The 26488-nt window shown below is 34.3% G+C and carries 13 protein-coding genes; 10 read left to right on the forward strand and 3 right to left on the reverse strand.

Annotated elements, in window-relative coordinates; translation table 11 throughout:
• The first annotated feature begins 131 nt into the window (after positions 1-131).
• The 7 genes from EV143_RS09180 (at position 132) to EV143_RS09210 (ending at position 15312) form a co-directional block, all read left to right on the forward strand.
• Positions 132-2888, forward strand: a complete 2757-nt coding sequence (locus EV143_RS09180) for a glycoside hydrolase family 78 protein (RefSeq protein WP_133507670.1) — start codon at positions 132-134, stop codon at positions 2886-2888.
• Between the two features lie 137 nt (positions 2889-3025).
• Positions 3026-4171, forward strand: coding sequence for a sialidase family protein (locus tag EV143_RS09185; RefSeq protein ID WP_133507671.1), 1146 nt, complete (start codon positions 3026-3028; stop codon positions 4169-4171).
• A gap of 79 nt (positions 4172-4250) precedes the next feature.
• On the forward strand, positions 4251-5147 hold the full coding sequence (locus EV143_RS09190) for a sugar phosphate isomerase/epimerase family protein (RefSeq protein ID WP_243739828.1): 897 nt from the start codon (positions 4251-4253) through the stop codon (positions 5145-5147).
• Positions 5148-5287: 140 nt separating this feature from the next.
• The gene (locus tag EV143_RS09195; protein ID WP_133507673.1) at positions 5288-8017 is read left to right on the forward strand and encodes an alpha-d-galacturonidase; all 2730 of its coding nucleotides are present in this window, start codon (positions 5288-5290) and stop codon (positions 8015-8017) included.
• 321 nt (positions 8018-8338) lie between these two features.
• Positions 8339-11857 (forward strand): malectin domain-containing carbohydrate-binding protein, encoded by a 3519-nt coding sequence (locus tag EV143_RS09200; protein ID WP_133507674.1) that lies wholly within the window; start codon positions 8339-8341, stop codon positions 11855-11857.
• A gap of 242 nt (positions 11858-12099) precedes the next feature.
• Positions 12100-14523, forward strand: coding sequence for a glycoside hydrolase family 2 TIM barrel-domain containing protein (locus EV143_RS09205; RefSeq protein ID WP_133507675.1), 2424 nt, complete (start codon positions 12100-12102; stop codon positions 14521-14523).
• A 123-nt stretch (positions 14524-14646) separates the two neighbouring features.
• Entirely contained in the window at positions 14647-15312 is a 666-nt protein-coding gene (locus tag EV143_RS09210; protein WP_133507676.1) for a hypothetical protein, read from the forward strand.
• A gap of 58 nt (positions 15313-15370) precedes the next feature.
• Here the strand turns inward: EV143_RS09210 and EV143_RS09215 are convergent, their stop codons facing one another.
• From EV143_RS09215 to EV143_RS09225, 3 genes are read right to left on the reverse strand one after another with little or no spacing between them, the layout of a single operon-like run.
• Entirely contained in the window at positions 15371-17788 is a 2418-nt protein-coding gene (locus EV143_RS09215; RefSeq protein WP_133507677.1) for an ABC transporter permease, read from the reverse strand.
• 41 nt (positions 17789-17829) lie between these two features.
• Complete coding sequence (locus EV143_RS09220) at positions 17830-20241, reverse strand: ABC transporter permease (protein WP_133507678.1); 2412 nt, start codon at positions 20239-20241, stop codon at positions 17830-17832.
• Positions 20242-20245: 4 nt separating this feature from the next.
• Positions 20246-20959 (reverse strand): ABC transporter ATP-binding protein, encoded by a 714-nt coding sequence (locus EV143_RS09225; protein WP_133507679.1) that lies wholly within the window; start codon positions 20957-20959, stop codon positions 20246-20248.
• A 278-nt stretch (positions 20960-21237) separates the two neighbouring features.
• Here EV143_RS09225 and EV143_RS09230 point away from each other — a divergent pair, with 278 nt between their 5' ends.
• The 3 genes from EV143_RS09230 to EV143_RS09240 all read left to right on the forward strand — a co-directional run bounded on the left by EV143_RS09230 (position 21238) and on the right by EV143_RS09240 (position 26416).
• On the forward strand, positions 21238-22599 hold the full coding sequence (locus tag EV143_RS09230) for a sigma-54-dependent transcriptional regulator (RefSeq protein ID WP_133507680.1): 1362 nt from the start codon (positions 21238-21240) through the stop codon (positions 22597-22599).
• A gap of 75 nt (positions 22600-22674) precedes the next feature.
• On the forward strand, positions 22675-24009 hold the full coding sequence (locus EV143_RS09235) for a sensor histidine kinase (RefSeq protein WP_133507681.1): 1335 nt from the start codon (positions 22675-22677) through the stop codon (positions 24007-24009).
• A gap of 154 nt (positions 24010-24163) precedes the next feature.
• Positions 24164-26416, forward strand: coding sequence for a patatin-like phospholipase family protein (locus EV143_RS09240; RefSeq protein ID WP_166638131.1), 2253 nt, complete (start codon positions 24164-24166; stop codon positions 26414-26416).
• Positions 26417-26488: the final 72 nt, after the last annotated feature.

Here is a 26488-nt window from a genome sequence, read left to right on the forward strand (position 1 = left end):
GGAATACTTGATGTGATTTCTCCTTCGTCGAAATGACACAAACTATCTTGAAAAATCAAAAATAAAATCTGCTTAATCTACCAAATCTGCGAGAAACAAAAAATCATCGCAAAGCAAAAAAAATAAAAAGCATGAAAAAGTTTTTACATATAATATTCATCATCATAACAATGATTTCAATTTCGGCGAAAGCCCAAAATAAAATCAGCGTTACGAATTTGCAATGCGAAATGCTAAACAATCCCGAAGGAATTGATGTTGTCCAGCCAAGATTAAGCTGGCAAATAAAAGCAGATGTTAATAATGTAAAACAAACGGCATATCAAATTTTAGTCGCTTCTACTTTAGAAAATTTAAATGCTAATAAAGCAAATTTATGGGATAGCGGAAAAGTAGAAAGTGATACATCTGTCAATATTATTTATAGCGGAAAAGGATTAGAAAACCGTCAAAATGCGTTTTGGAAAGTAATTGTCTGGACAAATAAAGGAGAAATTCAATCTACAAATTCAGCTCATTTTAGCATGGGGATTATGAATTATGCGGATTGGAAATCAACACGTTGGATTGGTTATGAAAAAGCTTCGTCGGGAGATAGTATTTCTCAGTATTCTAAATTATCAGCGAGATATCTTCGCAAAGAAATCAACCTAAAAAAGCAAGTCAAAAATGCAAAGGTTTATATCATGGGATTAGGACTTTATGAGTTATACATTAATGGAAATAAAATCGGCGATCAGGTTTTGGCGCCCGTTCCAACAGATTATACTAAGAATGTAAAATACAATGTTTTTGATGTGACTTCGCAATTGAAAGAAGGCAAAAACATGTTGGGAACGATTTTAGGAAACGGACGTTTTTTTACGATGCGCCAGGATTATAAACCTTATAAAATTAAAACTTTTGGTTACCCCAAAATGGCTTTGCAGTTGTTTGTAGAATATACTGATGGAAGCAAAGACATAATTAGAACAGATGATACCTGGAAAGTAACCACAAACGGGCCAATTTTATCCAACAACGAATACGACGGCGAAGAATATGATGCCCGAAAAGAAATGAAAAATTGGAATACTACCAATTTTGATGATAAGAATTGGCTGGCAGCAGAATATGTTCAGGAACCAGGCGGTTTTTATGAAGCACAAATGTCGTCTAATATGAAAATAATGGACGAGGTAAAGCCGGTTTCAATCAAACAAACTTCAAAAGGAACTTATATTTTAGACATGGGTCAGAATATGGTGGGCTGGTTGCAATTGAAAGTAAAAGGAAAAAGCGGAGACAGAATCACGTTGAAATTTGCCGAATCTTTACAAACTAACGGATCTTTATATATCGAAAATTTACGTGATGCCAGAACAACAGATGTTTATACTTTAAAAGGCGATGGCGAAGAAACCTGGGAACCTAGTTTTGTATTTCACGGATTTCGTTTTGTAGAAGTTTCAGGATTTCCAACAAAACCAACTTTAGATAATTTCATTGGAAAAGTAGTGTACGACGATATCAAAACAACAGGAACTTTTGAATCTTCGGATGCAACAATGAACCAGATTTTTAAAAATGCCTATTGGGGAATTCGAGGAAATTATAAAGGAATGCCAATCGATTGTCCGCAGCGAAATGAACGCCAGCCTTGGCTTGGAGACCGAACAACCGGAGCGTATGGTGAAAGTTTTTTGTTCGACAATCAGACTTTATATGCAAAATGGCTGGACGATATAAAAAATGCACAAACTGCAGATGGCGGAATTCCGGATGTTGCGCCGGCATTTTGGCGTTATTATGGCGATAATGTAACCTGGCCAGGAACTTATATTACAGTTGCAGATATGTTGTACCAACAATTTGGAGATAAAAAAGTAATCGAAAAGCATTATCCATCCATGAAAAAATGGGTGGTATATATGGAGCAAAATTATTTGGTGAAAGATTTAATGACCAAAGATAAATACGGAGATTGGTGTGTTCCGCCGGAATCTTTAGAATTAATTCACTCTAAAGATTCAGCCAGAACTACCAATGGCGAATTAATCGCAAGCGCTTTTTACTATCATTTATTGCAAAAAATGAAAAAGTTTGCAACCATTAACGGAACCAATTCTGATGATATTAAGTATTACGATTCACTTTCTGAAAGAATAAAAACGGCTTTTAATGCGAAGTTTTTTAATGCCGGAAAAAATAATTATGCCAATAACACGGTAACGGCAAATCTGCTTCCATTGGCATTCGGAATGGTTCCGGAAAATCTTCAGTCAAAGGTATTTGATAATATTGTTCATGAAGTTGAGGTCACGTACAAAGGTCATATAAGTACAGGAGTTATCGGAACTCAGTTTTTAATGCGAACGTTATCTCAATTCGGAAGACCTGATTTGAGTTATAAACTGGCTTCAAACGACACGTATCCGAGTTGGGGATATATGGCAAAAAATGGCGCAACAACCATTTGGGAATTATGGAACGGAAACACTGCCGATCCTAAAATGAATTCTCAAAATCATGTCATGTTATTGGGTGATTTACTGATTTGGTATTATGAAAATATTGCCGGAATCAAAAGCAATCCTGAAACTCCGGGTTTCAAACAAATTATCATGAAACCTGATTTTGAAACGGAATTAACTTTCGTAAATGCTTCGTATGAATCTATTTACGGAACAATAAAAAGCAATTGGAAAAAAAATAAAAACACTTTACAATGGAATATTACAATTCCGGCAAATACTTCTGCATTAGTTTATCTGCCAACAACGAGTGCTTCCAATGTAATTTTGAATGATAAAAAAATAGACAAAACTTCGGCATCTTATAACACCGAAAACAACAAACTTGTACTGACATTGTCGTCGGGTTCTTACAATATAAGTCTTAAACGTTAATTTTAAATAATTCGGGATAGTACAGGATACATTTCTATTTTTTTAGTGTCATTTTTAAACTTAATAAATAATTTTGTGCCAAAAATTATTGGGAATGCATTTAAAATCAAAAATTTTAATTCAAAATAAAATTAAGAATGAAGATTGTAAAAATAACTTTTATCTTTTTAGGACTTCTTTTTTTAGGAAGTTGTAAACCAACATTGCAAAACAAAACCTGGAAAGAAGGGATTTTAGTCGATGAATTTATTTACGATAAAGCACCTTATCCGTCTTGCCATGCTGTTACAATTGTCGAAGCAACAAATGGAGATTTAGTTTCATCTTGGTTTGGAGGAACGCACGAAAGACATCCTGATGTTTGTATTTATGTAAGCATCAAACCGAAAGGAAGTGATAAATGGGGCGAAGGCGTTAAAGTGGCTGATGGCGTGATGAAAGAAGGACCAAGATTGCCAACATGGAATCCGGTTTTATATCAAATTCCGGGTGGCGATTTAATGTTATTTTACAAAACAGGACCAAAACCATCAGAATGGTGGGGCGTAATCAGAACTTCATCTGATGGCGGAAAAACCTGGTCTGAAGCGAAAAAAATGCCAGATGGTTTTTTAGGGCCAATCAAAAATAAACCTGTTTTATTAAGTAACGGAACTTTATTATGTCCGTCAAGTATAGAAGGTGACGGCTGGAGACTTCGCATGGAATCGACTCCAGATTTCGGAAAAACATGGGTTATGGGCGATACACTTTCAAGAGGAAAACAAAAAATTAACGCTATTCAGCCGAGTATTTTATTCCATAAAGACGGAGGCATTCAGGCCATTGGAAGAACAAGAAACAGAGCTATTTTCAGCACATTTTCTAAAGATAACGGAAAAACATGGTCAGACGTAGCATTAATTGGTCTGCCAAATAATAATTCAGGAACTGATGCCGTAACACTTAAAGACGGAAGACATTTATTAGTTTACAATCATGTTCTTCCTCCGGGAACAGAAGCAAAAGGACCAAGAACGCCTTTAAATCTTTCAGTTTCTAAAGACGGAATTAATTGGAACGCCGCTTTAGTTTTAGAAGATTCAAAAATCAGTCAATATTCGTATCCATCAATAATTCAGAGTTCTGACGGAATGGTGCATGTGGTTTACACCTGGAGAAGAGAAAAACTGAAATACGTAAAAATCGATCCAAGTAAATTAAAAGCAATTCCTATCAAAAACGGAATCTGGCCGGGCGACGAAAATAAAACCGTTACTGCTGTAAAAGCTGAAGAAGAATAAAATTAAAAATTTAACCATTAAGATATTAAGTTTCATTAAGCTTAACTTTCTTAATATCTTAATGGTAAAAACAAAAAATATGAAGTCACCTTATTTTAAAAGAAATATAATCATTTTACTTTTTGTTGCTCTTTGCAGTACTTTCAATAGTTGTGCAACGGCGCAGTCTCCCAATAAAAAACAGCAATACAAAGTTGCCGTTTGCGACTGGATGATTTTAAAAAGACAAAAATTAGGTGCCTTTGGTTTGGCAGGCGAAATAAAAGCCGACGGAATCGAGCTTGATATGGGAGGTTTAGGAAGCAGACCAACTTTTGACAGCAAATTAGGTGATCCGATTGAAAGGCAAAAATTCTTAGATAAATCAAAAGAAACTGGCGTTGGAATCAGTTCTATTGCCATGTCGGGATTCTATGCGCAATCTTTCGCCAAAAGAGAAACCATTGTACCCATGATCGAAGATTGCGTTAAAGCAATGAAAGACATGAAAGTAAAAGTGGCGTATCTTCCGTTAGGGACAGAAAGTGATTTGGTAAAAAATCCAGAATTACGTCCGATAATTGTAGAGAGATTAAAATGGGCAGGAAAACAAGTCGGTAAAATTGGTGGTGTCATTGCCATTGAAACTTCACTAAATGCCACAGAAGAGAAAAAACTGTTGGAAGAAATTGATTCTAAATACATTAAAAGCTCTTTCAATTTTGCCAATGCAGTAGATAATGGTAGAGATATTGTTGCTGAACTAAAAATATTAGGCAAGAAACATTTAGGACAAATTCATGCTTCAAACACTGATAAAGTCTGGTTAGAAAATGACACCGCGATCGACATGCCAAAAATCAAACAAACGCTTGATGAAATAAAATGGAGCGGTTGGCTGATTGTAGAACGTTCCAGAGATGTAACGCAAGTGCATAATGTAAAAGCGAATTATGGTGCAAACGTTGCTTATTTGAAAAAGATTTTTCAGAATTAGATAATTAAAAGTTTCTCTCATTTTTGTCATTTCGACGGACGAGAAATCACACTAGAAATTCCAGCATTGTGGTTACGAGTGTGATTTCTCGTCCGTCGAAATGACAAACGAGATGAATGGTTTCAATAAATAATAATACAATGAAATATTTAAGCTTACTTTTTTTAGGTTTCTACGTCACTTTTGCCACAGCGCAAAATGTCACAATTGTTAGTGATGCGAATTCGCCAAGAGCAAAATTCGGAGCCGAAAAACTATCGGAAACATTATCTGCTAAAGGATTTAAAATCACTCCTTCTAATAAAATCACCAAATCAAAAGATAAAGTAATTGTTATTGGCGAAAGAGGAACTGACTTTTGGAAACAAAATTCAAAAAGCGCTAAAATTGATGATAGTAAACTAATCAAAAAAGAAGGCTTTCAAATTCGTACTCAAAAAAATGTCATTTATATCGAAGGAACTGATGCTTCAGGAACATTGTATGGTGCTATGGAATTAGCAGACCTTATTAAAACTTTAGGCGAAATTCCATCAGAAATTAATATTGACGATAGTCCTGAAATGGTTTTACGTGGTGCCTGCATCGGAATGCAGAAAACAACTTACCTTCCGGGTAGGGACGTTTATGAATATCCATACACTCCTGAAACTTTTCCGTGGTTTTACGATAAAAAACTATGGACAAAGTATTTGGATATGATGGTCGAAAACAGAATGAATTCTTTGTATTTATGGAACGGACATCCTTTTGCATCTTTAGTGAAACTAAAAGATTATCCGTTTGCAATGGAAGTAAGCGAAGAGGATTTCAAAAAAAACGAAGAAATTTATAAATTCCTAACTGTAGAAGCCAATAAAAGAGGAATCTGGGTGATTCAAATGTTTTATAATATCATAGTTTCAAAACCTTTTGCAGAACATTACAACATCAAAACCCAAGATCGCTCGCGACCAATTACTCCTTTACTCTCAGATTATACCAGAAAATCAATTGCAGCTTTCATAGAAAAATATCCAAATGTTGGTTTGTTAGTTTGTCTTGGAGAAGCGATAAATACAGTCGATGATGACGTAGAATGGTTTACCAAAACCATTATTCCCGGAGTTCAGGATGGTTTAAAAGCATTGGGAAGAACAGACGAACCGCCAATTATCTTGCGTTCTCATGATACCGATGGACCTTTGGTAATGGAAAAATCGCTTCCGTTATATAAAAATCTATATACAGAAAGTAAATATACAGGCGAATCTCTAACCACTTATACGCCTGGCGGACCGTGGGGAGAAACGCACAAACAATTGAGTGCCTTAAAATCTATTCATATTGAAAATGTTCATATTCTGGCAAATCTGGAACCTTTTAGATACGGTTCTCCAGATTTTATTCAGAAAACAGTAAAAGCCATGCACAGCGTTCACGGAGCCAATGCACTGCATTTATATCCGCAGGCATCCTATTGGGATTGGCCTTATTCTGCAGATAAAACAAAAACAGGCGAACGTTTACTCGAAATGGATCGTGACTGGATTTGGTACAAAGCCTGGGCAAGATATGCATGGGACAGTAAAAGAGACAGAAACGAAGAAGTTAAATATTGGGACAAAGATTTAGCTTCAAAATACGGAACTGATCAGGAAGCTGCCAATAACATTTTAAAAGCATACGAAGAAACGGGAGAAATTGCTCCAAAAACGTTAAGACGTTTCGGAATTACAGAAGGAAATCGTCAGACTTTATTATTAGGAATGTTCGAAAGTCAGTTAGTAAATCCGTCGAAATGGCGTGTTTATCCGGGATTCCACGAATCGTGTGGACCCGCCGGAGAATTGCTTTTAGAATATGCCAAAAAAGAGTGGAATAAAGAACCGCATTATGGTGAGCTTCCAACCCAAATTATTGAAGAAATCACGCAACACGGAAAATTAGCCGTTAACGCCATTGATAAAGCAGAACCAAAAGTAACGCAGAATAAAGAAGAATTTTTACGTCTTAAAAACGATATGTATTGTTATAAGGCTTTCGCCGATTTCTTTTCAGAGAAAGTAAAAGCGGCATTACTGGTTTTGAGATACAGTTATTCTAATGATATTTCAGATCTCGATAAAGCACTTCCGCATTTAGAGAAAAGTATCGAATATTATGAAACATTAGTAAATTTAACAAAAGATAGTTATCTGTATGCCAATAGTATGCAAACCGCACAACGACGAATCCCGATTGGTGGCGACGATGGAAATAATAAAACATGGATAGAATTATTGCCACATTACGAACGTGAATTGGTTAACTTTAAAAGAAATTTAGAATTGCTAAAATCATCCAAAGATGGTAAAATCGAAACAAAAGAAGGCAAACCTTGGCAAACTGCCGAAGTAACTTTGCTAAGTGAAAGCAAAGGAACATACGCCGTAAAAAACGGAACAAAAGTTTACGGAACCCCAATTTCAGAACTTATAAAAATAGCACCTGAATTGCAAAACCTTAAAGGAATTGCTTTTGATGAAGCATCTCAAAATGAGAACGGAACCCATTTGAAATTTAAAAATGCAAAAGCCGTAAAATTAGTCGTTGGTTATTTCAATTCAGATCAAAAGAGATTTTTGTTCCCGCCAAGTTTAGAAACAGATGCAGCAGGAAATGCGAACGGTCAGGCCGAAGTTATTTTAGCAAGCGCCATGAATTTGAAAGAATTGCCACGTGTAAACATTCATACCTATACGTTTCAGCCGGGAGAAAATAAATTAGATTTAGGCAAAGGAAGAGTATTAATTTTAGGATTTATAGATGCCAGCCAAACCATAACGCCACGCGATGTTGGGTATATCGATGCCGGAGAAAAAGGAGCGATAGACTGGTTGTTTTATTAAAAATAATTTGGGCGTGACCACAAGGGTCGGGCTGTACGTTCCCGCTTTTTTTGAGGCAAAGACCCGAACGGTAGTGAACAGGCGAAGCAAAAATTGCCTCAAAAAAGAGCTCCACTGCCATCCCTCACGCAAACCAAGCATTAAGTTAAACCTGACAGGTTTAATTGAAAACATAAAGACACAATCTTGTCATTTCGACGGAGGAGAAATCACATGATCTGAATCCGCATGGTACGTTGCTCTCTGGATGTGATTCTCCTTCGTCGAAATGACAAAACGATAATTAAATGACCTTATATAACTTATATGGTTTAAAGAAATATGAAGAAGATAATTTTTTTTATTTGTTTTTTTTTAAGTTTTTGCTTTGTTTGGAGTCAAAGCAAAAGTTCAGTTCGTAAGGAACTTTCGCTGAATGCATCTTGGGAAACCGTTATTTTGGACGATCCGAAACAGGAGAAATCTTTTGTAGAGAATCCAAAGTCAGATAAATGGTTAAACGTAAATATACCTCACAATTGGGATCAGTATTATGGTTTCAGAAGAACAAAACACGGCAATCTTCATGGTACAGCCTGGTATAAAAAAAATCTAAAGCTTGATAAAAAAGATGCTTCAAAAAGATTTTTTTTATATTTTGAAGGAGTAAGCTCTTACGCAGATGTCTGGGTAAACGGCAAAAAAGTAGGAGAGCATAAAGGCGGAAGAACCACTTTTACCTTAGACATTACCAAAGCAGTTTTTTTTGATAAAGAAAATCAGATTCTTGTCAAAGCAGCACATCCATCTTTTATTGCAGATCTTCCGTGGGTTTGCGGCGGCTGTTCAGGAGAATGGGGATTTTCTGAAGGCTCTCAGCCAATGGGGATTTTCAGACCAGTTTCGTTAGTCATTACTAACGAAGTTCGAATAGAACCTTTTGGAGTTCATGTCTGGAATGACAAATCTGTTTCGAAAGAAAAAGCGATTCTCCATACCACAACCGAAATTAAGAATTACGGTACTTCAAACCGAAATTTAACCATAGAAAATGTTCTTTTTGATGCTTTAGGAAAAAAAACTGTTATTACAAAAAGTGACATCAAATGCCTTTCAGGAGAAACAAAAGAAATAACACAGACACTTCCAGAAATTGTAAATCCGAAATTGTGGTCGCCATCAAATCCATATTTGTATAAACTCGTCACATCTGTTTATGAGAATGGAAAAATTATCGATCAGTTAACTACTCCTTACGGAATTCGTTGGGTGAGCTGGCCAGTAAGCCGGGACGGAAAAGACAATCGGTTTTATATAAACGATGAACCATTATTCATCAACGGAACTTGTGAATACGAACATTTAATAGGGAATAGCCATTCTTTTTCTGATGAACAAATTCATGCCCGAATCGAGCAAATAAAAGCAGCCGGATTTAATGCTTTTAGAGAAGCGCATCAACCACATAATTTATTGTACCAAAAAGAATTAGACGAAAACGGAATCTTATTTTGGAGTCAGTTTTCGGCACATATTTGGTACGACACGCCAGAATTCAAAGAAAACTTTAAAACCTTATTACGCGAATGGATTAAAGAACGCAGAAATAGTCCGTCGGTAGTAATGTGGGGATTGCAAAACGAAAGTACGATTCCGAAGGAATTTGCAGAAGAATGCACCAAAATTATTCGTGAAATGGATCCGATGTCTGCTTCGCAACGTATTGTAACAACTTGCAACGGAGGCGAAGGAACAGATTGGAATGTGGTACAAAACTGGTCAGGAACCTATGGCGGTGATCCTTTAAAATACCATCTTGAAATGAGCACGCAACTCCTAAACGGCGAATACGGTGCCTGGCGAACAGCAGATTTGCATACCGAAGGCGAGTTTGACCAAAAAGGAATTTTGAGCGAAAACAGATTTTCGCAATTAATGGAAATTAAAGTCCGCGAAGCCGAATTGGTAAAAGACAAAATTGCAGGACAATTCAACTGGATTTTTGCCTCGCACGAAAATCCGGGACGTGTTCAAAACGGAGAAGGTTTTCGTGATATAGACAAAGTTGGTCCCGTAAATTACAAAGGGCTTTTTACCATTTGGGGAGAACCTCTGGATGCGTATTATATGTACCGCGCCAATTATGTTTCGAATAAAACCAACCCAATGGTTTATATCGTTTCGCACACCTGGCCAAGTCGTTGGGATTCGGTTGGAATTAAAAACGGTATTGATGTTTACTCCAATTGTGATGAAGTAGAATTGTTTAATGATGTCAATAAATCATCATTGGGAAAATTAAAAAATCCAGGTTTAGGTCAGCATTTTCAATGGAATAATGTCAATATTCAGTATAATGTTTTGTATGCCGTGGGTTATGTAAATGGTGTGGCTGTAGCCAAAGATTATATCGTGTTGAATACACTTCCAAAAGCACCAAATTTAAAAGAACTTTATACTGACAAAGCAGCTATTTTAGAATCAAAAAAAGAATACAATTATATATACAGAGTCAATTGTGGAGGATCTGAACTAACAGATGCTGACGGAAATACTTGGTTTACAGACACACATAAAAGTGGTCAAAACACCTGGGGTTCTTTATCGTGGACAGATAAATTTGAAAAACTTCCTGATTCTTACGCCAGTCAAAGAAGTACTTTTGACCCGATAATTGGTACAAAAGATCCCGAATTATTTCAAAGTTTCAGATACGGAGTTGATAAGTTACGTTATGAATTTCCGGTTCCTGACGGAGAATATCTGGTAGAATTATATTTTACAGAACCGTGGTACGGAACCGGCGGCGGTTTAGATTGCAAAGGCTGGCGTTTGTTTGATGTTGCGATTAATGACAATGTAGTCCTGAAAGATTTGGATATTTGGTCAGAAGTTGGGCACGATAAAGCATTGAAGAAAACATTTTTGGTAAAAAGCACCAACGGAAAACTTGTAATTTCTTTTCCAAATGTAAAAGCGGGACAAGCGATAATCTCAGCGATTGCCATTGCGACGAAAGATCGAAAAGTTAGACCGGCAGATGCATCTCCAAAGAACATTCAAAATCTTGTTTTAGAAGCTGATGCTAAAAGTGCTAATAAAATAGCTTCGTGGCTGGATATTAATTCAAAACAATATTCAAATTCAGCTATTGTCTTTACAAAATTACCTTCAGAAGTTTTTGGGGCAGATTATTTACAATTTTCAACCAATTCCAAAACCAAAGGTTCTTTTACAGTCAAAGAAGATTCAGATGTTTATATTTTGATTGACAATAAAGTAAAAAAACAATTTGCGTGGTTGTCAGATTATAAAAAATCAGAAGAAATTGCTAAAAACAGCAGCAATATTGAATTCGCTATTTTTTCTAAAAAAGTAAAAAAAGGAGAAAAAGTATTCTTTGATAATTCAGAAATTGTAAATTCTATTATTGTAGTTCCAAATTACGATATGGGCGAAAAAGATGATTCACGCCCGGTCGTCCTTATTGAAGCAGAAAATGCTAAATTCAACGGAATCGGAATTGAAAAAGGAAACTTTAAAAAAGCCGATTACATTGAGTTTACAAAAAAGACAAATAATAGCATTGAGTTTGAGGTTAAACCCGGAGTTGCCGGAATTTATTTAATGCGTTTCCGCTTTATGAACCGAAACGAAACGCCATTAAAAGTAAAATTTACAATGAAAGATGCATACGGAATTTTAATGCGAAATGATACGATTGAGTTTTTTCCTTCACCAGAAAAATGGAAGATTTTAAATACTACTTCGGGCGGTTATATTAATGCCGGAACGTATAAGATTACTCTGGAAGGAGAAGATTTGAAAGGATTGCTGTTGGATAATTTTGAGTTTCAATAGGTTTTTTTGAGGTGCAAAGGTGCAAAGGTGCAAAGGTGCAAAGTCGCAAAGGTTTATTCCGTTTGTCAGGCTGAGCGAAGTCGAAGCCAGCGTTACGTTTATCACGTTCAGTTTGTCATCCCGAGAAACTAGAGATTCATTCAAGTAGCTCGACAAAGATTGACGATTTAGTTTGCGTGGGCTTCGACTTCGCTCAGCCTGACAAAAAAGACAAAAGAAGACTAGAATAAAAAAACATATTTATGATTAAACATAAAAACATATTACAAAAAATCACAATTGCCTTATTGTTTTCGGTTTCAATTTTTGCGCAAAAACAAGCAAGAATCGTCGAAGACTTCAATAAAAACTGGAACTTCAAAATTGGAGATTATCCAACAGCAATACAAGCTGATTTTAATTCAAAAGATTGGAGAACACTTCAATTACCACATGATTGGAGTATCGAAGGAGCTTTTGACAAAGACAGTAAAACAAAACAGGCACAAGGGTTTTTGCCGGCTGGAATAGGTTGGTATCGTAAAACTTTTAAAGTTTTAGCAAGTTGGAAAAGCAAAACTGTTTCTGTAGAATTTGATGGTGTTTTTAAAAATAGTGAAGTCTTTATTAACGGACATTCTTTAGGAATTCGCCCGAACGGGTATATTTCATTTTCTTATGAATTGTCTGAATATCTAAACTTTGGACAGGAAAATGTTATCGCCGTAAGAGTTGATAATGATGCTCAACCCAATTCACGATGGTACACAGGATCCGGCATTTATAGAAATGTGCGTTTGGTTGCGACCGAAAAATTGCATGTTGACAAATGGGGAACTTTTGTAATGACACCCGAAATCTCAAAAGAAAAAGCTTTGGTTCGTTTAGAAGTTGAGGTTAAAAATGCTTCGGAAAATGAAAAGGAATTTAGATTAGTTTCTTCCATTATAGATAAAAAAAATGATGAAGTAGCTACAACAGAATCAATAGAAAAAATTGCAGCAAATTCATCATCAAAAAAGATTCAGAATTTTAATTTAAAGAACCCTAAACTTTGGGATACTGAAAATCCATATCTGTATAAAATCGTAACTAAAATTTATGAGAAAGAAACTTTAGCTGATAATTATGAAACACCGCTTGGAGTTCGTTATTTCAGTTTTGATGCCGAAAAAGGATTTTCATTAAACGGAAAACGAACTAAAATATTAGGAGTTTGCCTGCATCACGACAACGGTGCTTTGGGTGCTGTTGAAAATATTCATGCCGTAAAAAGAAAGTTGATTTTACTGAAAGAAATGGGTGTAAATGCAATCAGAATATCCCATAATCCGCATTCGTTAGAAATGATGCAATTGTGCGATGAAATGGGATTTATCGTTCAGGATGAAGCTTTTGACGTTTGGAAAAAGAAAAAAGTAACCAACGATTATCATAAAGATTGGGATGCGTGGCACAAAAAAGATTTAGAGGATTTTATAAAAAGAGATCGCAATCATCCATCGGTAATAATGTGGAGTATTGGTAACGAAATCAGGGAACAATTTGATAGTACAGGAATTGCGATTACGAGAGAATTAGCTCAAATTGTAAAATCATTAGATACAACGCGTCCGGTAACTTCTGCTTTGACAGAAAATATTCCGGAGAAGAATTTCATTTATCAATCGGGTGCTTTAGATCTTTTGGGATTCAATTACAAACATGAAGATTACAAAGATTTTCCAACTCGTTTTAAAGGACAAAAAATAATTGCTTCAGAAAGTGTTTCGGCTTTAGAAACGCGTGGTCATTATGATTTTCCTTCAGATGGAATTAAAGCGTGGCCTACAAAACACAAAGCGCCATTTGACGGAAATGCTGATTGGACGGTTTCGGCTTTTGATCAGGTAAAATCCTATTGGGGCGCGACGCACGAAGAGAATTGGAAAACGATTAAAAAACAGGATTTCATGGCGGGAACTTTTATCTGGACCGGTTTTGATTATATTGGTGAACCAGATCCATACCCTTATCCGGCAAGAAGTTCGTATTTCGGAATTATCGATTTAGCAGGTTTCCCAAAAGACGTCTATTATATGTACCAAAGCGAGTGGACGACAAAACCCGTTCTGCATATTTTTCCGCATTGGAACTGGAAAGCAGGACAAGAAATTGACGTTTGGGCGTATTACAATAATGCTGATGAAGTTGAATTATTTTTAAACGGAAAGTCTCTCGGAAAAAAAGCCAAACAAAATGATGATCTTCATATTTCATGGAAGATGAAATTTGAACCGGGAACATTAAAAGCTATTTCGAGAAAAAACGGAAAAGTGGTTTTAGAAAAAGAGATTAACACTGCCGGAGAAGCTTTCAAAATAGACTTAAAAGCAGATAAAAAGGAAATTAAAAACGATACTTATGATTTAGTTTATGTAATGGTTTCGCTTGTAGACAAAGACGGAAATTTACTTCCAAACGCAAATGATTTAATCAACTTCGAAGTTTCCGGTGGCGGAAAATTAGTTGGCGTTGATAATGGTTATCAGGCGAATTTAGATTCCTTTAAAGCTAGTTCTTGTAAATTATTTAATGGAAAATGTATTGCTATTATTCAGTCGAATGGGAAAAGAGAAAAGATTCAATTTAAGGCTTCGACAGGAAATGGGATTCCGGTTGCTGTTCTTGATTTAAAAGTGGATTAATTTTATTGCTCGCAAAGACGCGAAGGCTCAAAGTTTTTTTGAACCATTAGAGTTATATAAGTTAATTTAAGTTTTTCTTAATTATATTAGCACTAATAAATTATCCATTTTAACTAATAAACAATGACAAAGAATATTTTCTTAATTGCTTTATGCGGTATTGTGCTTTCATGCACAATTCATGAATTTGGATATTTGTTTATGTCAATTCCTACTTTCATTATATTATCCTATAATTTGGTTGAATTAATTTTAAAAATTACAAGCAAAGCGAAGGAACCTAATCGAGAACTCAGCAAAAATTTTCAAGGCATTATTTTTATTGGCATTATTTCAATTTTTTTTGCTAAAAGCTCTTTTGAAGATACAATTGGAGGTTATAATTTGTTTTGGAAACTTGTTTTTCTGAGTTTGTTTTTCACGATTTTAGTTGCCGTAATTCTAAGCAGATATTTTAATCTTAACACAGAATTTCGATTTTATAATGTATTAGCGATTTGTATTTGTTCTTTTTTATTTATTCCGAATGTTGGAATAATTATCAACAAACATATTTCAAATGAAACCGGAAGGAAACAAAATATTATTATTAATTACAAAACCATAACTAAGAAGACTAAAGGCGGTTATAACTATTTTCTTTTCATCAAAACTCCATATGACAGCAACGAACGATTAGATGTCGAAAAGGAATTGTATGAGGGTATTAAAGATGATAATGAAATCGTTTTGACTTTGCGAAAAGGAATATTGGGTTACGATTATATCACAAAATTTGACCTGAAATAAATCTATAAAAACTCCATTTCAAAATGGAGTTTTCTGGTTTTATAATTTGATAATTTATTTACTCGTATTTCAAATATTTTAAAACATCTGTTTTTGTTGCAGCATAAGCTCTTGAAAGAACAATTATTAATGTTAGAATTAATAAAATGAAAAATCCTAAAATGAATGGAATTATGCTGATGTCTATTCTAAAAGCGAAATTTTCAAGCCATTTATTCAATAAATAATAGACGGGAAACAAAGCAATTAAGAACCCGTTTATACAGTAGAAAACATATTGTTTGGATAATTCTTTCAACAGCACATTTGTTTCAGCTCCAAGCGTTTTTCTAATGGCAATCTCTTTCATTCGTCTTTGTATCGAATAAGATGCAAGTGCGAATAATCCAAAAAGAGCAATTAGAATTACAACAATATTAAGCAATGAAAATAAGCTTTTTTGTTTGGAGTAAGTTTCATAAGTTCTTGCGTATTGCTTGTCGATAAAATCATATTGAAACGGATATTCGGTATCTACTTTTGACCATAATTTTTCGATATTGGCGATCGTGTTTTCCAAATTGTCAGCGTTTAGTTTTATGTAAACTTTATCTATATTATGCGCCATATCAAAGGTTTTAATATGATGAAAAGCAATTGGCGGCACTTTTAATTCGGGGCTCAATAAGTTAAAATCCCTGACAACGCCAATGATTTTTAATTTTTGATCCCGTATGAGAAGTTCTATCCCAAGAGGCGATTTAAGATTCATTAGCTTCGCAGCCGTTTCATTTATTATAACTGAATTAACGGTATCAGACGCTATTTTTTTATCAAAATCTCTGCCTTTTATTATTTTAATATTCAGTATTTCAAACATGCCAAAATCTAAATTGATTATTCTTTCCTTAAAAAGTTCATCCTTATACAGCACAGGAGAAATAGAATTATCTGATCCGTCAAAAGAAATAAGACCAGTTGAAACTTGTTCAACGCCTTTAATTTTATACAGTTGTTGTTTTACTATGGTGTATTTATTGTAAATAATTTGTTCTGCATTTTCTGACTGATGTTCAATTGATGGAAAATTTAGGGAAACTGAAATTACCTGATCGCCTTTAAAACCAAGATCTTTATTTTGTAAATATTTAATTTGCTGATATACGATATGAGAACCAATAATAAAAAAAGCAGCAATTGCAAATTGAAGAATAAGCATTCCGTTACGAAGCCAAATACCATTTTTGCTTCTTTCAAAATTTCCTTTTAAGACTTTAAAAGTTTTAAAATTAGCGATGTAAATTGCTGGTAATAATCCAGCAGTCAAAACCGTAATGATGAAAATTAGAAACAATTGTACATAAAACTGACTGGCGAGAAGTACAATATTCTTGTTTAAAAAGTTGTTGTAATAAGGCAAAACGAGTTCTACAATTACCAACGCCAGTAAAATGGAGAAACTGGTTGTTAAAATAGTTTCAAAAAGAAACTGAATTATAATATCGCCTTTAGAAGCTCCCGAAATTTTGCGTACTCCAACTTCTTTTGCACGCTTTACTGCGTTTGCAGTGGCGAGATTGATATAGTTAACAATCGACAAAATGAGAATCAAAAGAGACAAACCCATCATGATCATTAAAAACTGATAATTTCCTCTTGTTTCAGGATAACCATCTGCTATCGAATGTAATCTGGCTTTTGATAAAGGTTCAAGAACAACCGTAAAATAGCCTACTTTTTTAGCCATTTCTTCGGCTGTAAAACCTTCTTCTTTGGAAAGTCGCTTAATAAAATCGTGGTTGTAAATTCTTTCGAGTTTTTTTCTTGTGTTTTCAATTTTTAACGGATCTTTTACCTTTAGCAATAGCTTCAAAATAAACGGATTTGTCATTCCTGAAGATGTCAGCTCCTTCATTTTATTGATGATGGCATTTGGCGCAATTGAAGAATTTCCGGGAATATGATACACGGCCCGTACAGAAAACAGCTGGTCAAAACATTTTATTTGTTTTCCAATTGGGTTTTCATCCCCAAATATCCTTTTAGCCGTAACATCAGAAATCGCAATACTAGAATCATCTTTTATAGCTGAAATTGCATCGCCCTGAATCATTTCGAAAGGAAAAAAAGAAAAGAAATTTTGTTCGACATTGATAATTTTATCTACGAATTCCTTTTGTCCATTATAAATAATTTTATCCTTTTGATACCAGTTTTCGGCATACATTATAGTTTCGATATTAGGATCTTCCTCTAAAGTTGGTTTCAGGAATAAGGCACAATCTGACCAGGCGGGCATATCGCTTAGTTGAACCAAAACCTGGTATACTTTTTCTTTTTCAGGATTCCAGTCGTTGTAACTTTGTTCGTCGTTCCAATACAACAAAGCAAAAATTAATCCTGCAATGCCTATTGATAATCCTAAGATATTCAGGAAAGAAAACAGTTTGTTGTGTTTTAACTGGTAAATAAATATATTGATATAATTGAGTATCATAGTTTGGTTGAGTTTAATTCTAAAAAGTATAAACCTTTTAGTTATTCATATTTCAGGTATCGCAAAACATCAATTTTAGTTACCTGATAAGCTTTTGCCAAAACAATCGTCAAGGTCAAAAACATCAAACAAACCAATGCAACAAAAAATGGAAGTAATGGAATATCGATTCTAAAGGCAAAATTTTCAAGCCATTTTCGCAATAAAAGATAAGCAGGGATTATTCCGATCACAAAGCCTATCAAACAGAAAGTCACATATTGTTTTGATAAATCTTTAAGTAAAATATTGGTTTCTGCGCCTAATGTTTTTCTGATGGCGATTTCTCTCAATCTTCTTTCCATAGAAAAGGAAGCCAAGGCAAACAATCCAAAAATGGCAATTAGAATTACAATTCCGTTTAAGAGCGAAAATAATTGACTTTGGTCCTGATATTTCTTATACGTTCTGGCATAGTTTCTATCTACGAAATTATATTCAAAAGGATATTCGGCATCAACCTTTGTTTTCCAAAACTTTCTAATAGCATCAATGGTTTGAGACATTTTATCTGGAGAAATTTTAACGGCGATAGTATGCATTTCATTTTGAGACCATAATTGCGTTTTAATGTGAAAGAAAATCATTGGACCAATTTTGTTTTCAAGCCCAAAATAATTAAAGTCTTTTACAATTCCGACTACCTTATAATTGCCATCCTGCCAGTTTACGATCTTATTTATAGGGTCTTTTTCCAGTAATGTTTTGGCTGCAGTTTCATTTAATAAAACATTTGAAATGGTGTCTGAGGAAATTTTTTCTGTAAAATCACGTCCTTTTGTCAATTGTACGTTCAAAAGATTCAACATTCCAAAATCAACACCCATTTGCTGAGTTATAACCTCCTGATGACTTTTATAATGTAAACCAGCCCACGAATTTTCTATGCCCCCAATAGAAAAAGATCCTGCAGAAACGGCTTCAACTCCATTAATTTTTTGAAGTTCCTGTTGAATTGCTTTATATCTTTCAAACTGTCCTCTCCCTTTTTTAGACTTAAATGAAATATCGATGACTTGCGCTCCTTTAAAACCTAAATCTTTTTCAGTCATAAAATTTACCTGTTGGTACACGATAAAAGAACCAATGATAAAAAATGTGGCAATAGCAAATTGCAAGATTAGCATTCCATTACGAAACCATACACCGCTTTTGCTCCTCGAAAAATTTCCTTTTAAAACTTTCAGTACTTCAAAATTTGATATGTAGATCGCAGGAATAACACCCGAAACAAAAACAACAAGAATGAAGACCAATACTAATTGCAGATAGAATTGACTTCCGATAAGAATGAGGTTTTTGTTTAATAAAGCATTATAAAAAGGCAGTGAAAGTTCTACGATTACCAATGCCAGTAATACTGAAAAAAGAGTAATTAATATGGTTTCAAATACAAACTGAATAACAATTTGCAATTTTGAGGCGCCAATAACTTTCCTTATACCCACTTCTTTAGCACGTTTAACAGCATTGGCAGTTGCCAGATTAATGTAATTGGCAATCGATAATAACAGAATAAGTATGGATAAAGCCATCAATATTTGTAAAAAAATCAGATTGCCATTTCCTTCGGCAAATGGAGTGTTTCCCTGATACAGCCTTGCGCTCTTAAGGGGTAATAACTCTGCTTTAATCGGTTTTCCGTATCTTTTTATAAAGGCTTCAAGCGATAACCCTTCATTTTTTGCCTGCTTTTTGTAGTTTTCTTCAAGGAAGATTTGATCCAATTTTTTGATAACCGCAGTTGTGTCACTCTGCTTTTTTAGCTTAAGCATTAATCCATAATTCAAACCCCAGCTTTCTCTGTTTTTTTCTAAATCCTCTTCTATTACCGTTGTAACGGCAGACGGCATCACCGAAGATTTGTCTGATAATCGATATACACCGCGAACAACGAAAAGTAGTTCAGCATATCGAACTTGTTTTCCCATCGGATTTTCATCTTTAAACAACCGTGAAGCCGTTTCTTCAGAAATTGCAATGCTGTTGCGATCGTTAAGAGCACTTTTTGCGTTACCACGAATAAATTCAAAAGGGAAAAAAGAAAAGAAACTGCTTTGCGCCGTAAGAATCTTATCAACTAACTCCGTTTTTCCCTGGTATTGTATTGTTTCCTTCGAGTAATTATTTCTAAAATAGCAATAGGTATCTAAGTAAGACGTGGTTGATTTTAAAATAGGGGCAGGAATTGCGGAAGATACAGCCCAGACATTTCCTCCTCCAAGATTACTCATAACCGAATAGATTTTATCCTTTTCAGGATTCCACTGGTCATACGAATGTTCTTCATTCCAATATAAAATAGCGAAAATCAAACCTGCAATTCCAATACTCAAACCCAAAACATTCAAACTTGTAAAAAGCTTGTTGTTTTTGACATGATATATAAATATGTTAATCCAGTTTTTTAGCATGATCTTAATTATTTAAGTTTGCTGCAAAAACATTTACATTTCTATTGTTTGTTTTTTCTGAAAGAACGATTCCGTCTTTCATTACAATTGTTTTTTGTGAAAACGAAGCATCATATTCAGAGTGCGTTACCATCAGGATTGTTGCTCCGTTTGCGTGCAAATCTGTCAATAATTCCATAACCTCATTTCCGTTTTTACTGTCCAGATTTCCCGTAGGTTCATCGGCAAGAATAATTTTCGGATCATTAATTAGCGCTCTTGCAACTGCCACACGTTGCTGCTGACCTCCTGAAAGCTGTTGCGGATAATGTTTTAAACGATGAGAAATACCTAGTTTATTGGCAATTTTCATTACTTTTTTCTTTCTTTCAAAAGCGGCGACGTTGTTGTAAATAAGCGGCAATTCGATATTGTCAAAAACAGAAAGTTCATCAATTAAATTAAAATTTTGAAAAATAAATCCAATGTTTTCTTTTCTCGCTTTTGATTTTGCTTTTTCTTTCGTGCCAACCATTTCCTGATTAAGCAATTGATAACTTCCGCCAGAAGCACTGTCTAATAAGCCAATAATGTTTAATAAAGTAGATTTTCCGCTTCCGGATGGTCCCATAATCGATACAAAATCGCCTTGATTAATGGTTAATGTAATTTCGCTTAAAGCATTTGTTTCTATTTCTTCGGTTCTAAATACTTTCGAAAGTTTTTCAATTTTGATCATAATTGTTGTTTTAAGATTGATGTTTTTAATAATTTTTATTACCGCAAGAAAAGAAAGTTAACTCGAAACGAAGATAATTAACAATATTGTTGTTAGATATCTATTTTTGTTACTTTTACCAGCAATAATGAGATTCATATTTGATGATTTGCTAGTCATAATGTGATTTTCGTGCCAAAAACTTAAAAAGTGTAACTGCCTTATTTTGACAATTTTATTCTTTTAAAGAAATTTAAAGTGTCCATAATTGGACAGCTTTCGTCCAAAACCGAACAAAAATGAAAAAGACAAATGCCTCAATATTAATCATCGATGATCAGGAAGACATACTTTTTGCGTCGAAAGTGTTCCTGAAAAAGTATTTTGAAGATATTTATACGCTTAATAACCCGAAAAATATTGTCGAATTATTGTCGAAAAAGAACATCGATGTCGTTTTGCTCGATATGAATTACAGAATTGGTTTTGAAGACGGAAGAGAAGGTTTGTATTTGTTGAAAGAAATAAAAACCCTTTCTCCTAAAACCGTGGTGATTTTAATGACTGCTTTTGGAAAAGTTGAAACAGCCGTTGAAGGTTTGAAAAATGGTGCTTTTGATTATATCCTGAAACCCTGGGAAAATAAAAAACTGCTTGAATCTGTAAAACAAGCTGTTGACAAATCTCGTAAAGAACAAAAAAAGGACAAGAATATTGAAATTGAAAACAACTTTTTCATCGGAACTTCTGAAATAATAAAAAAAGCCTATTCTTTGGCTGATAAAGTGGCAAAAACCGATGCAAACGTTTTGATTCTTGGAGAAAACGGAACCGGAAAATTTGTTTTGGCGAATCATATTTACAGTCAATCCGAAAGAAAAAACGCTCCTTTTATTGCCGTTGATTTGGGTTCTTTAAATTCGAATATTTTCGAAAGTGAATTATTTGGTTATGCCAAAGGTGCTTTTACCGATGCGAAAACAGATACACCAGGACGTTTTGAAATGGCGCAAAACGGAACAATATTTTTAGATGAAATTGGAAATGTTCCGTTGCATTTGCAGTCAAAATTGTTGCAGGTTATTCAAACCAAAACCGTGACAAGATTGGGAGAAACAAAAGCAAGACCTTTGAATGTTAGAATTATTACGGCCACCAATTTAAACTTGAAACTGGAAGTGGCTGATAAAAATTTCAGGGAAGATTTGTATTATCGCATCAATACAATGGAAATTGTTTTGCCACCACTTCGGGAACGAAATGTAGATAAAATTCCGTTGGCTGAATATCTCTTAGATAAAATGAGAGATAAATACGGAAGAGATCAAATTACTTTCGACAAAAAAGTGTTGGAACAGATCGAAAAACACGCCTGGAACGGAAATATCCGTGAAATGGAAAATAAAATTGAGCGCGCCGTTATTCTTTGTGAAAACAATAAAATTACAGTTTCTGATTTAGATTTAGAAACGATAACTTCTTATAAAGAAAATCCGGATGACATTCAGCTTTCTTCTGTAGAAAGAGCAGCGGTTGAAAAAGCGTTGCTAAAAAACAACAACAACATCAGCAAAACTGCCGAAGAATTAGGATTGTCGAGAGGTTATTTGTATCGACGTTTAGAGAAATATAATATTAATATCAAAATGGATGAATTGTAATTTGTTTTTAATATGATAAAAATTACGGTTTCAATTTTTTTTAATTTATAATTCTCGTTTTTTAATTTTAAAAATATGTTTAAAACATTTCAAACCTATAAATTGCTTTTTCTACGATTAATTTTCATTGTTTTGGGAATTGAAATTTCGATTTATTTTTTTAAAATAAATTTGATTTTTACCGGCTTTTTTGGGCTTTTTATAGTTTTTTTGATGGTTCGGGAAATGTATTTTTATGTTCGGAATTTTGTTTTGCTTTACGATAAAACAATTGCTTCGATCCTGCAAAATGATTTTACTTCTGATTTTTCAAAACATAAATTCAACAAAAGTTACACTGATTTATTTCAGCTATATGATACGATGAAAAGCAAACAAAACGAACAGGTTTCAAAAGATATTATTTACCGTTCGATTTTGAATAATATAGAAACCGGAATTATCATTTTGAAAAAAAAGGAAAACGATTGGGATATTTTTTTGATGAACGATTACTTTTCGAGCCATTTTAATGTTCCTAAAGTTTCAAAATGGAAATACCTGAGAAACCAACTTCCTTCTTTGTGCGAGATTATTGAAGAAGATAATTTTCAGGAAATAAAAACGGCTGTAGAAATTCGGATCAACGAACAAAATATGCAGACATTCGTTTTGCAGGCTTCGCGAACAGAGATTTTCGAAAAAGATTATTTTATTGTTTTGCTGGATTCAATTCAGAATGTTGTTGAGAAAAAAGAGAAAGACGCTTGGGTAAATTTGATGAAAGTGATTTCGCATGAACTTTTAAATTCCATAACGCCAATTCGGTCCATTTGCCAGAATTTGCAGGATTTGGTCGAACAGGATTCGTTGTCAGCAGAAGATTTAGAAGATGTAAAAAACAGTGTCGAAACGATGTTGAGACGAAGTGATCATTTACAGAAATTTGTTGAAGGTTATCGAAAACTGGCTATGCTGCCTTCTCCTAAAAAAGAGAAAATTGAGTTGCAGGATTTGATAGATAATTGCATTCTGATTATGAACCCGTTATTTAAAGAAAATCAAATTGAAGTTATAAATAAGATTTCATCTAAACGCTGGATTAATGTTGATTCACAGCAAATGGAGCAGGTTTTCATTAATCTTTTCACCAATAGTATAAATGCCCTAAAAGATACGGAAGAGAAACAGATTTTAATTTCGGCGGAAGTCAAAGAAAATCGAACTTTCATCAAAATTACTGATAACGGAAATGGCATAGAAAAGGAAATCGAAAACAAAATATTCCTGCCGTTTTTTACAACTCGAAATGAAGGCGCAGGAATTGGATTGACTTTGTCTAAAAATATAATTGAAGCGCACGGCGGTTACATTTCGCACAAATCAGAACACCAAAAAACTACGTTTGAGATTTGCCTTTTTGAAGACTAAATGTAACTTTTAATAAAAAATTACATTCTTATTTGATGAGTTCACTCTGATTGACAATAAGTTCGTGAATTTTGAGACTCCATTCAAAAATAGTTTCTTTTGTAAATATAGGAAAATGTTTATCTTTATTTTTTTGAGAGACAAAACATTATACATGCGAAAGAAATACCACAGCGCACTTTTACTTATTTTACTACTGTTTGCCGTTCAATTTTCGAACGGACAAAAAACGCGTCCAAAAATTGGACTTACGCTGAGCGGCGGCGGTGCAAAAGGGATTGCTCATATTGGTGTACTTAAAGCGATTGACTCTGTGGGGTTAAAAGTAGATTATGTAACGGGAACAAGTATGGGTGCCGTCGTAGGAGGTTTATACGCTGCTGGTTATAATGCTGATCAAATTTTAGCAATTGCCAAAACATTAGACTGGACTTCCTTATTGTCGAATGACCTTCCTGTAAATACATTAAATCTTAAAGAGAAAGAAGAATTTGGACATTACTTAGAGTTGCCCTTAATAAGAGGGAAACCGGCACTGAAACGCGGTTTTATAGAATCGAATGAACTTTGGCTCAAACTGGCTGAATTATATTATCCGTATTATGAAATAGAAGATTTTAGCCAATTCAATAAAGGTTTTCAATGTATTGCAGCCGATGTTGCAACAGGAAAAATGGTGGTTTTAAAAAAGGGAAATATTGTAAACGCTGTGCGAGCGAGTATGGCAATTCCATCTGTGTTTACTCCCGTCGAAATTGATGGAAAAATTTTAGTTGACGGAGGAATTGCAAGAAATTTTCCTGTCGCCAATGTTAGAGAAATGGGTGCTGATTTTGTTATCGGCAGTGACGTTTCCGGCGATCAGAATCCCGTTGATAAAATACAATCTCCGCTTGATATCATAAGCCGTCTTCCGTTTTATAACGCGGTAAGAGATCTCGAAGAGCAAAAAAAACTTGTTGATGTGTATATTGATTATCCGCTGGAAAATTATGGCACGAGCAGCTTTTCGGCAGAAGAACAAATTACCAGAATTGGTCTTGAAAAAGTAAAGGAAATTTATCCAAGAATCAAACGATTAAAGGATTCCCTTGACCTTATTTACGGTAAAGAAATTATACCAATAAAGGAACAAAAAAGTGATTCTGTTTTCATTTCCAAATATGAGGTCGAAGGAATTCCTGACTATGAAAAAACTGCTTTTGTAGACCTTATTGATTTTGTTCCGAATTCCTATTATACTGCAAGTCAATTAGGAACTTCTATACGTTCTGTATTTTCAACCCGCACCTTTACAAAAATCAATTATTCGCTTGTTCCGATAGCACCGGGAAAAGCTAAAATTATTTTTGATGTAGATAAAGCACCAACAACTTTTACGCGTTTTGGTCTTCATTACAACACCACTACAGGTATTGCACTTAAGACAGGATTCGTGAAAAAAGGTTTTTTAGTTCCTTTTTCAACAACTGCATTTGATATTTCGATTGGAGAAAATCCAAGAGCCAAACTGGGCTATGGTTTCTATCTTACAAAAGATCGAAAATTTACAATGGAGTTAGTAGCAGCTGTAGAAACTATCGATATTAATACATACAATCCTGAATTTGCAAGCACGGGACTTTATAATCAGGTAAGTCAAACTACTGATTTTCAAATAGTGTGGCAGCCAGATAATAATTGGGTATTGGGTGTAGGAACGAGCTTAGGTTATGTAAATTTTGAACCTAAAATAATTTCACAAATTGAAGCGAAAGGAAATCTTCGTTACATGAATACCTATTTGTTTTTGCATCACAATACATTAAATACGACGCTTTATCCCAACCGTGGAAGTAATATTTACATTAAAGCGGGTGTCGTTTATAATCAGAATGTCGATTTTACGATTTATCAGGATGGTAATGAGTTGGCGAATAATGATAATGGTGATATTCTGAGTTCAAATGCGTACACACAGTTAAGAGTTAATTTCGAAAAATATTTTCCCGTTAACAAAAATGCTTTTTTTGTTGAAATGCAATCAGGTATGAATTTTAATTACAAACAAGCCATTATGAATGATTTTGTAATTGGCGGATTAACCGACGTCATTAGAAATCAAATTACTTTTTCAGGTCTGCCGGAAGCATCTATTTTTACGGCAAGTGCGATAAGTTTAAAAGTAGGTTACCAGCAAGCGATTACCAACAATTTGTTTTTAATAGCAAAAGTAAACGGATTGTATTATGATTTTATTACAAGCAATTTCAGACTTAATACTATTCCAACACACGGAATTGGTTATTCGCTAACAGGCGGTTACAGAACATTTTTAGGGCCAATTGAAGCAAGTTTAATGTACAGCGATTTTAATAAAAGAATAATGCCTTACTTTAATTTAGGATATATTCTGAGTTTGGATTAAAGGATAATTATAAAATTAAATAATAAAAAACTCCATTAGAAATAATGGAGTTTTTTTGTGAATACAAATAAG

It is taken from the genome of Flavobacterium chryseum (assembly GCF_004362015.1).
Lineage (GTDB): Bacteria > Bacteroidota > Bacteroidia > Flavobacteriales > Flavobacteriaceae > Flavobacterium.

Excerpts from the sequence above, each read along its gene's own strand:
- EV143_RS09215 (WP_133507677.1), bottom strand. The coding sequence starts at position 17,788 with ATGATACTCAATTATATCAATATATTTATTTACCAGTTAAAACACAAC.
- EV143_RS09195 (WP_133507673.1), top strand. The coding sequence starts at position 5,288 with ATGAAATATTTAAGCTTACTTTTTTTAGGTTTCTACGTCACTTTTGCC.
- EV143_RS09180 (WP_133507670.1), top strand. The coding sequence starts at position 132 with ATGAAAAAGTTTTTACATATAATATTCATCATCATAACAATGATTTCA.
- EV143_RS09240 (WP_166638131.1), top strand. The coding sequence starts at position 24,164 with ATGCGAAAGAAATACCACAGCGCACTTTTACTTATTTTACTACTGTTT.
- EV143_RS09185 (WP_133507671.1), top strand. The coding sequence starts at position 3,026 with ATGAAGATTGTAAAAATAACTTTTATCTTTTTAGGACTTCTTTTTTTA.
- EV143_RS09230 (WP_133507680.1), top strand. The coding sequence starts at position 21,238 with ATGAAAAAGACAAATGCCTCAATATTAATCATCGATGATCAGGAAGAC.
- EV143_RS09220 (WP_133507678.1), bottom strand. The coding sequence starts at position 20,241 with ATGCTAAAAAACTGGATTAACATATTTATATATCATGTCAAAAACAAC.
- EV143_RS09235 (WP_133507681.1), top strand. The coding sequence starts at position 22,675 with ATGTTTAAAACATTTCAAACCTATAAATTGCTTTTTCTACGATTAATT.
- EV143_RS09190 (WP_243739828.1), top strand. The coding sequence starts at position 4,251 with ATGAAGTCACCTTATTTTAAAAGAAATATAATCATTTTACTTTTTGTT.
- EV143_RS09200 (WP_133507674.1), top strand. The coding sequence starts at position 8,339 with ATGAAGAAGATAATTTTTTTTATTTGTTTTTTTTTAAGTTTTTGCTTT.
- EV143_RS09210 (WP_133507676.1), top strand. The coding sequence starts at position 14,647 with ATGACAAAGAATATTTTCTTAATTGCTTTATGCGGTATTGTGCTTTCA.
- EV143_RS09205 (WP_133507675.1), top strand. The coding sequence starts at position 12,100 with ATGATTAAACATAAAAACATATTACAAAAAATCACAATTGCCTTATTG.
- EV143_RS09225 (WP_133507679.1), bottom strand. The coding sequence starts at position 20,959 with ATGATCAAAATTGAAAAACTTTCGAAAGTATTTAGAACCGAAGAAATA.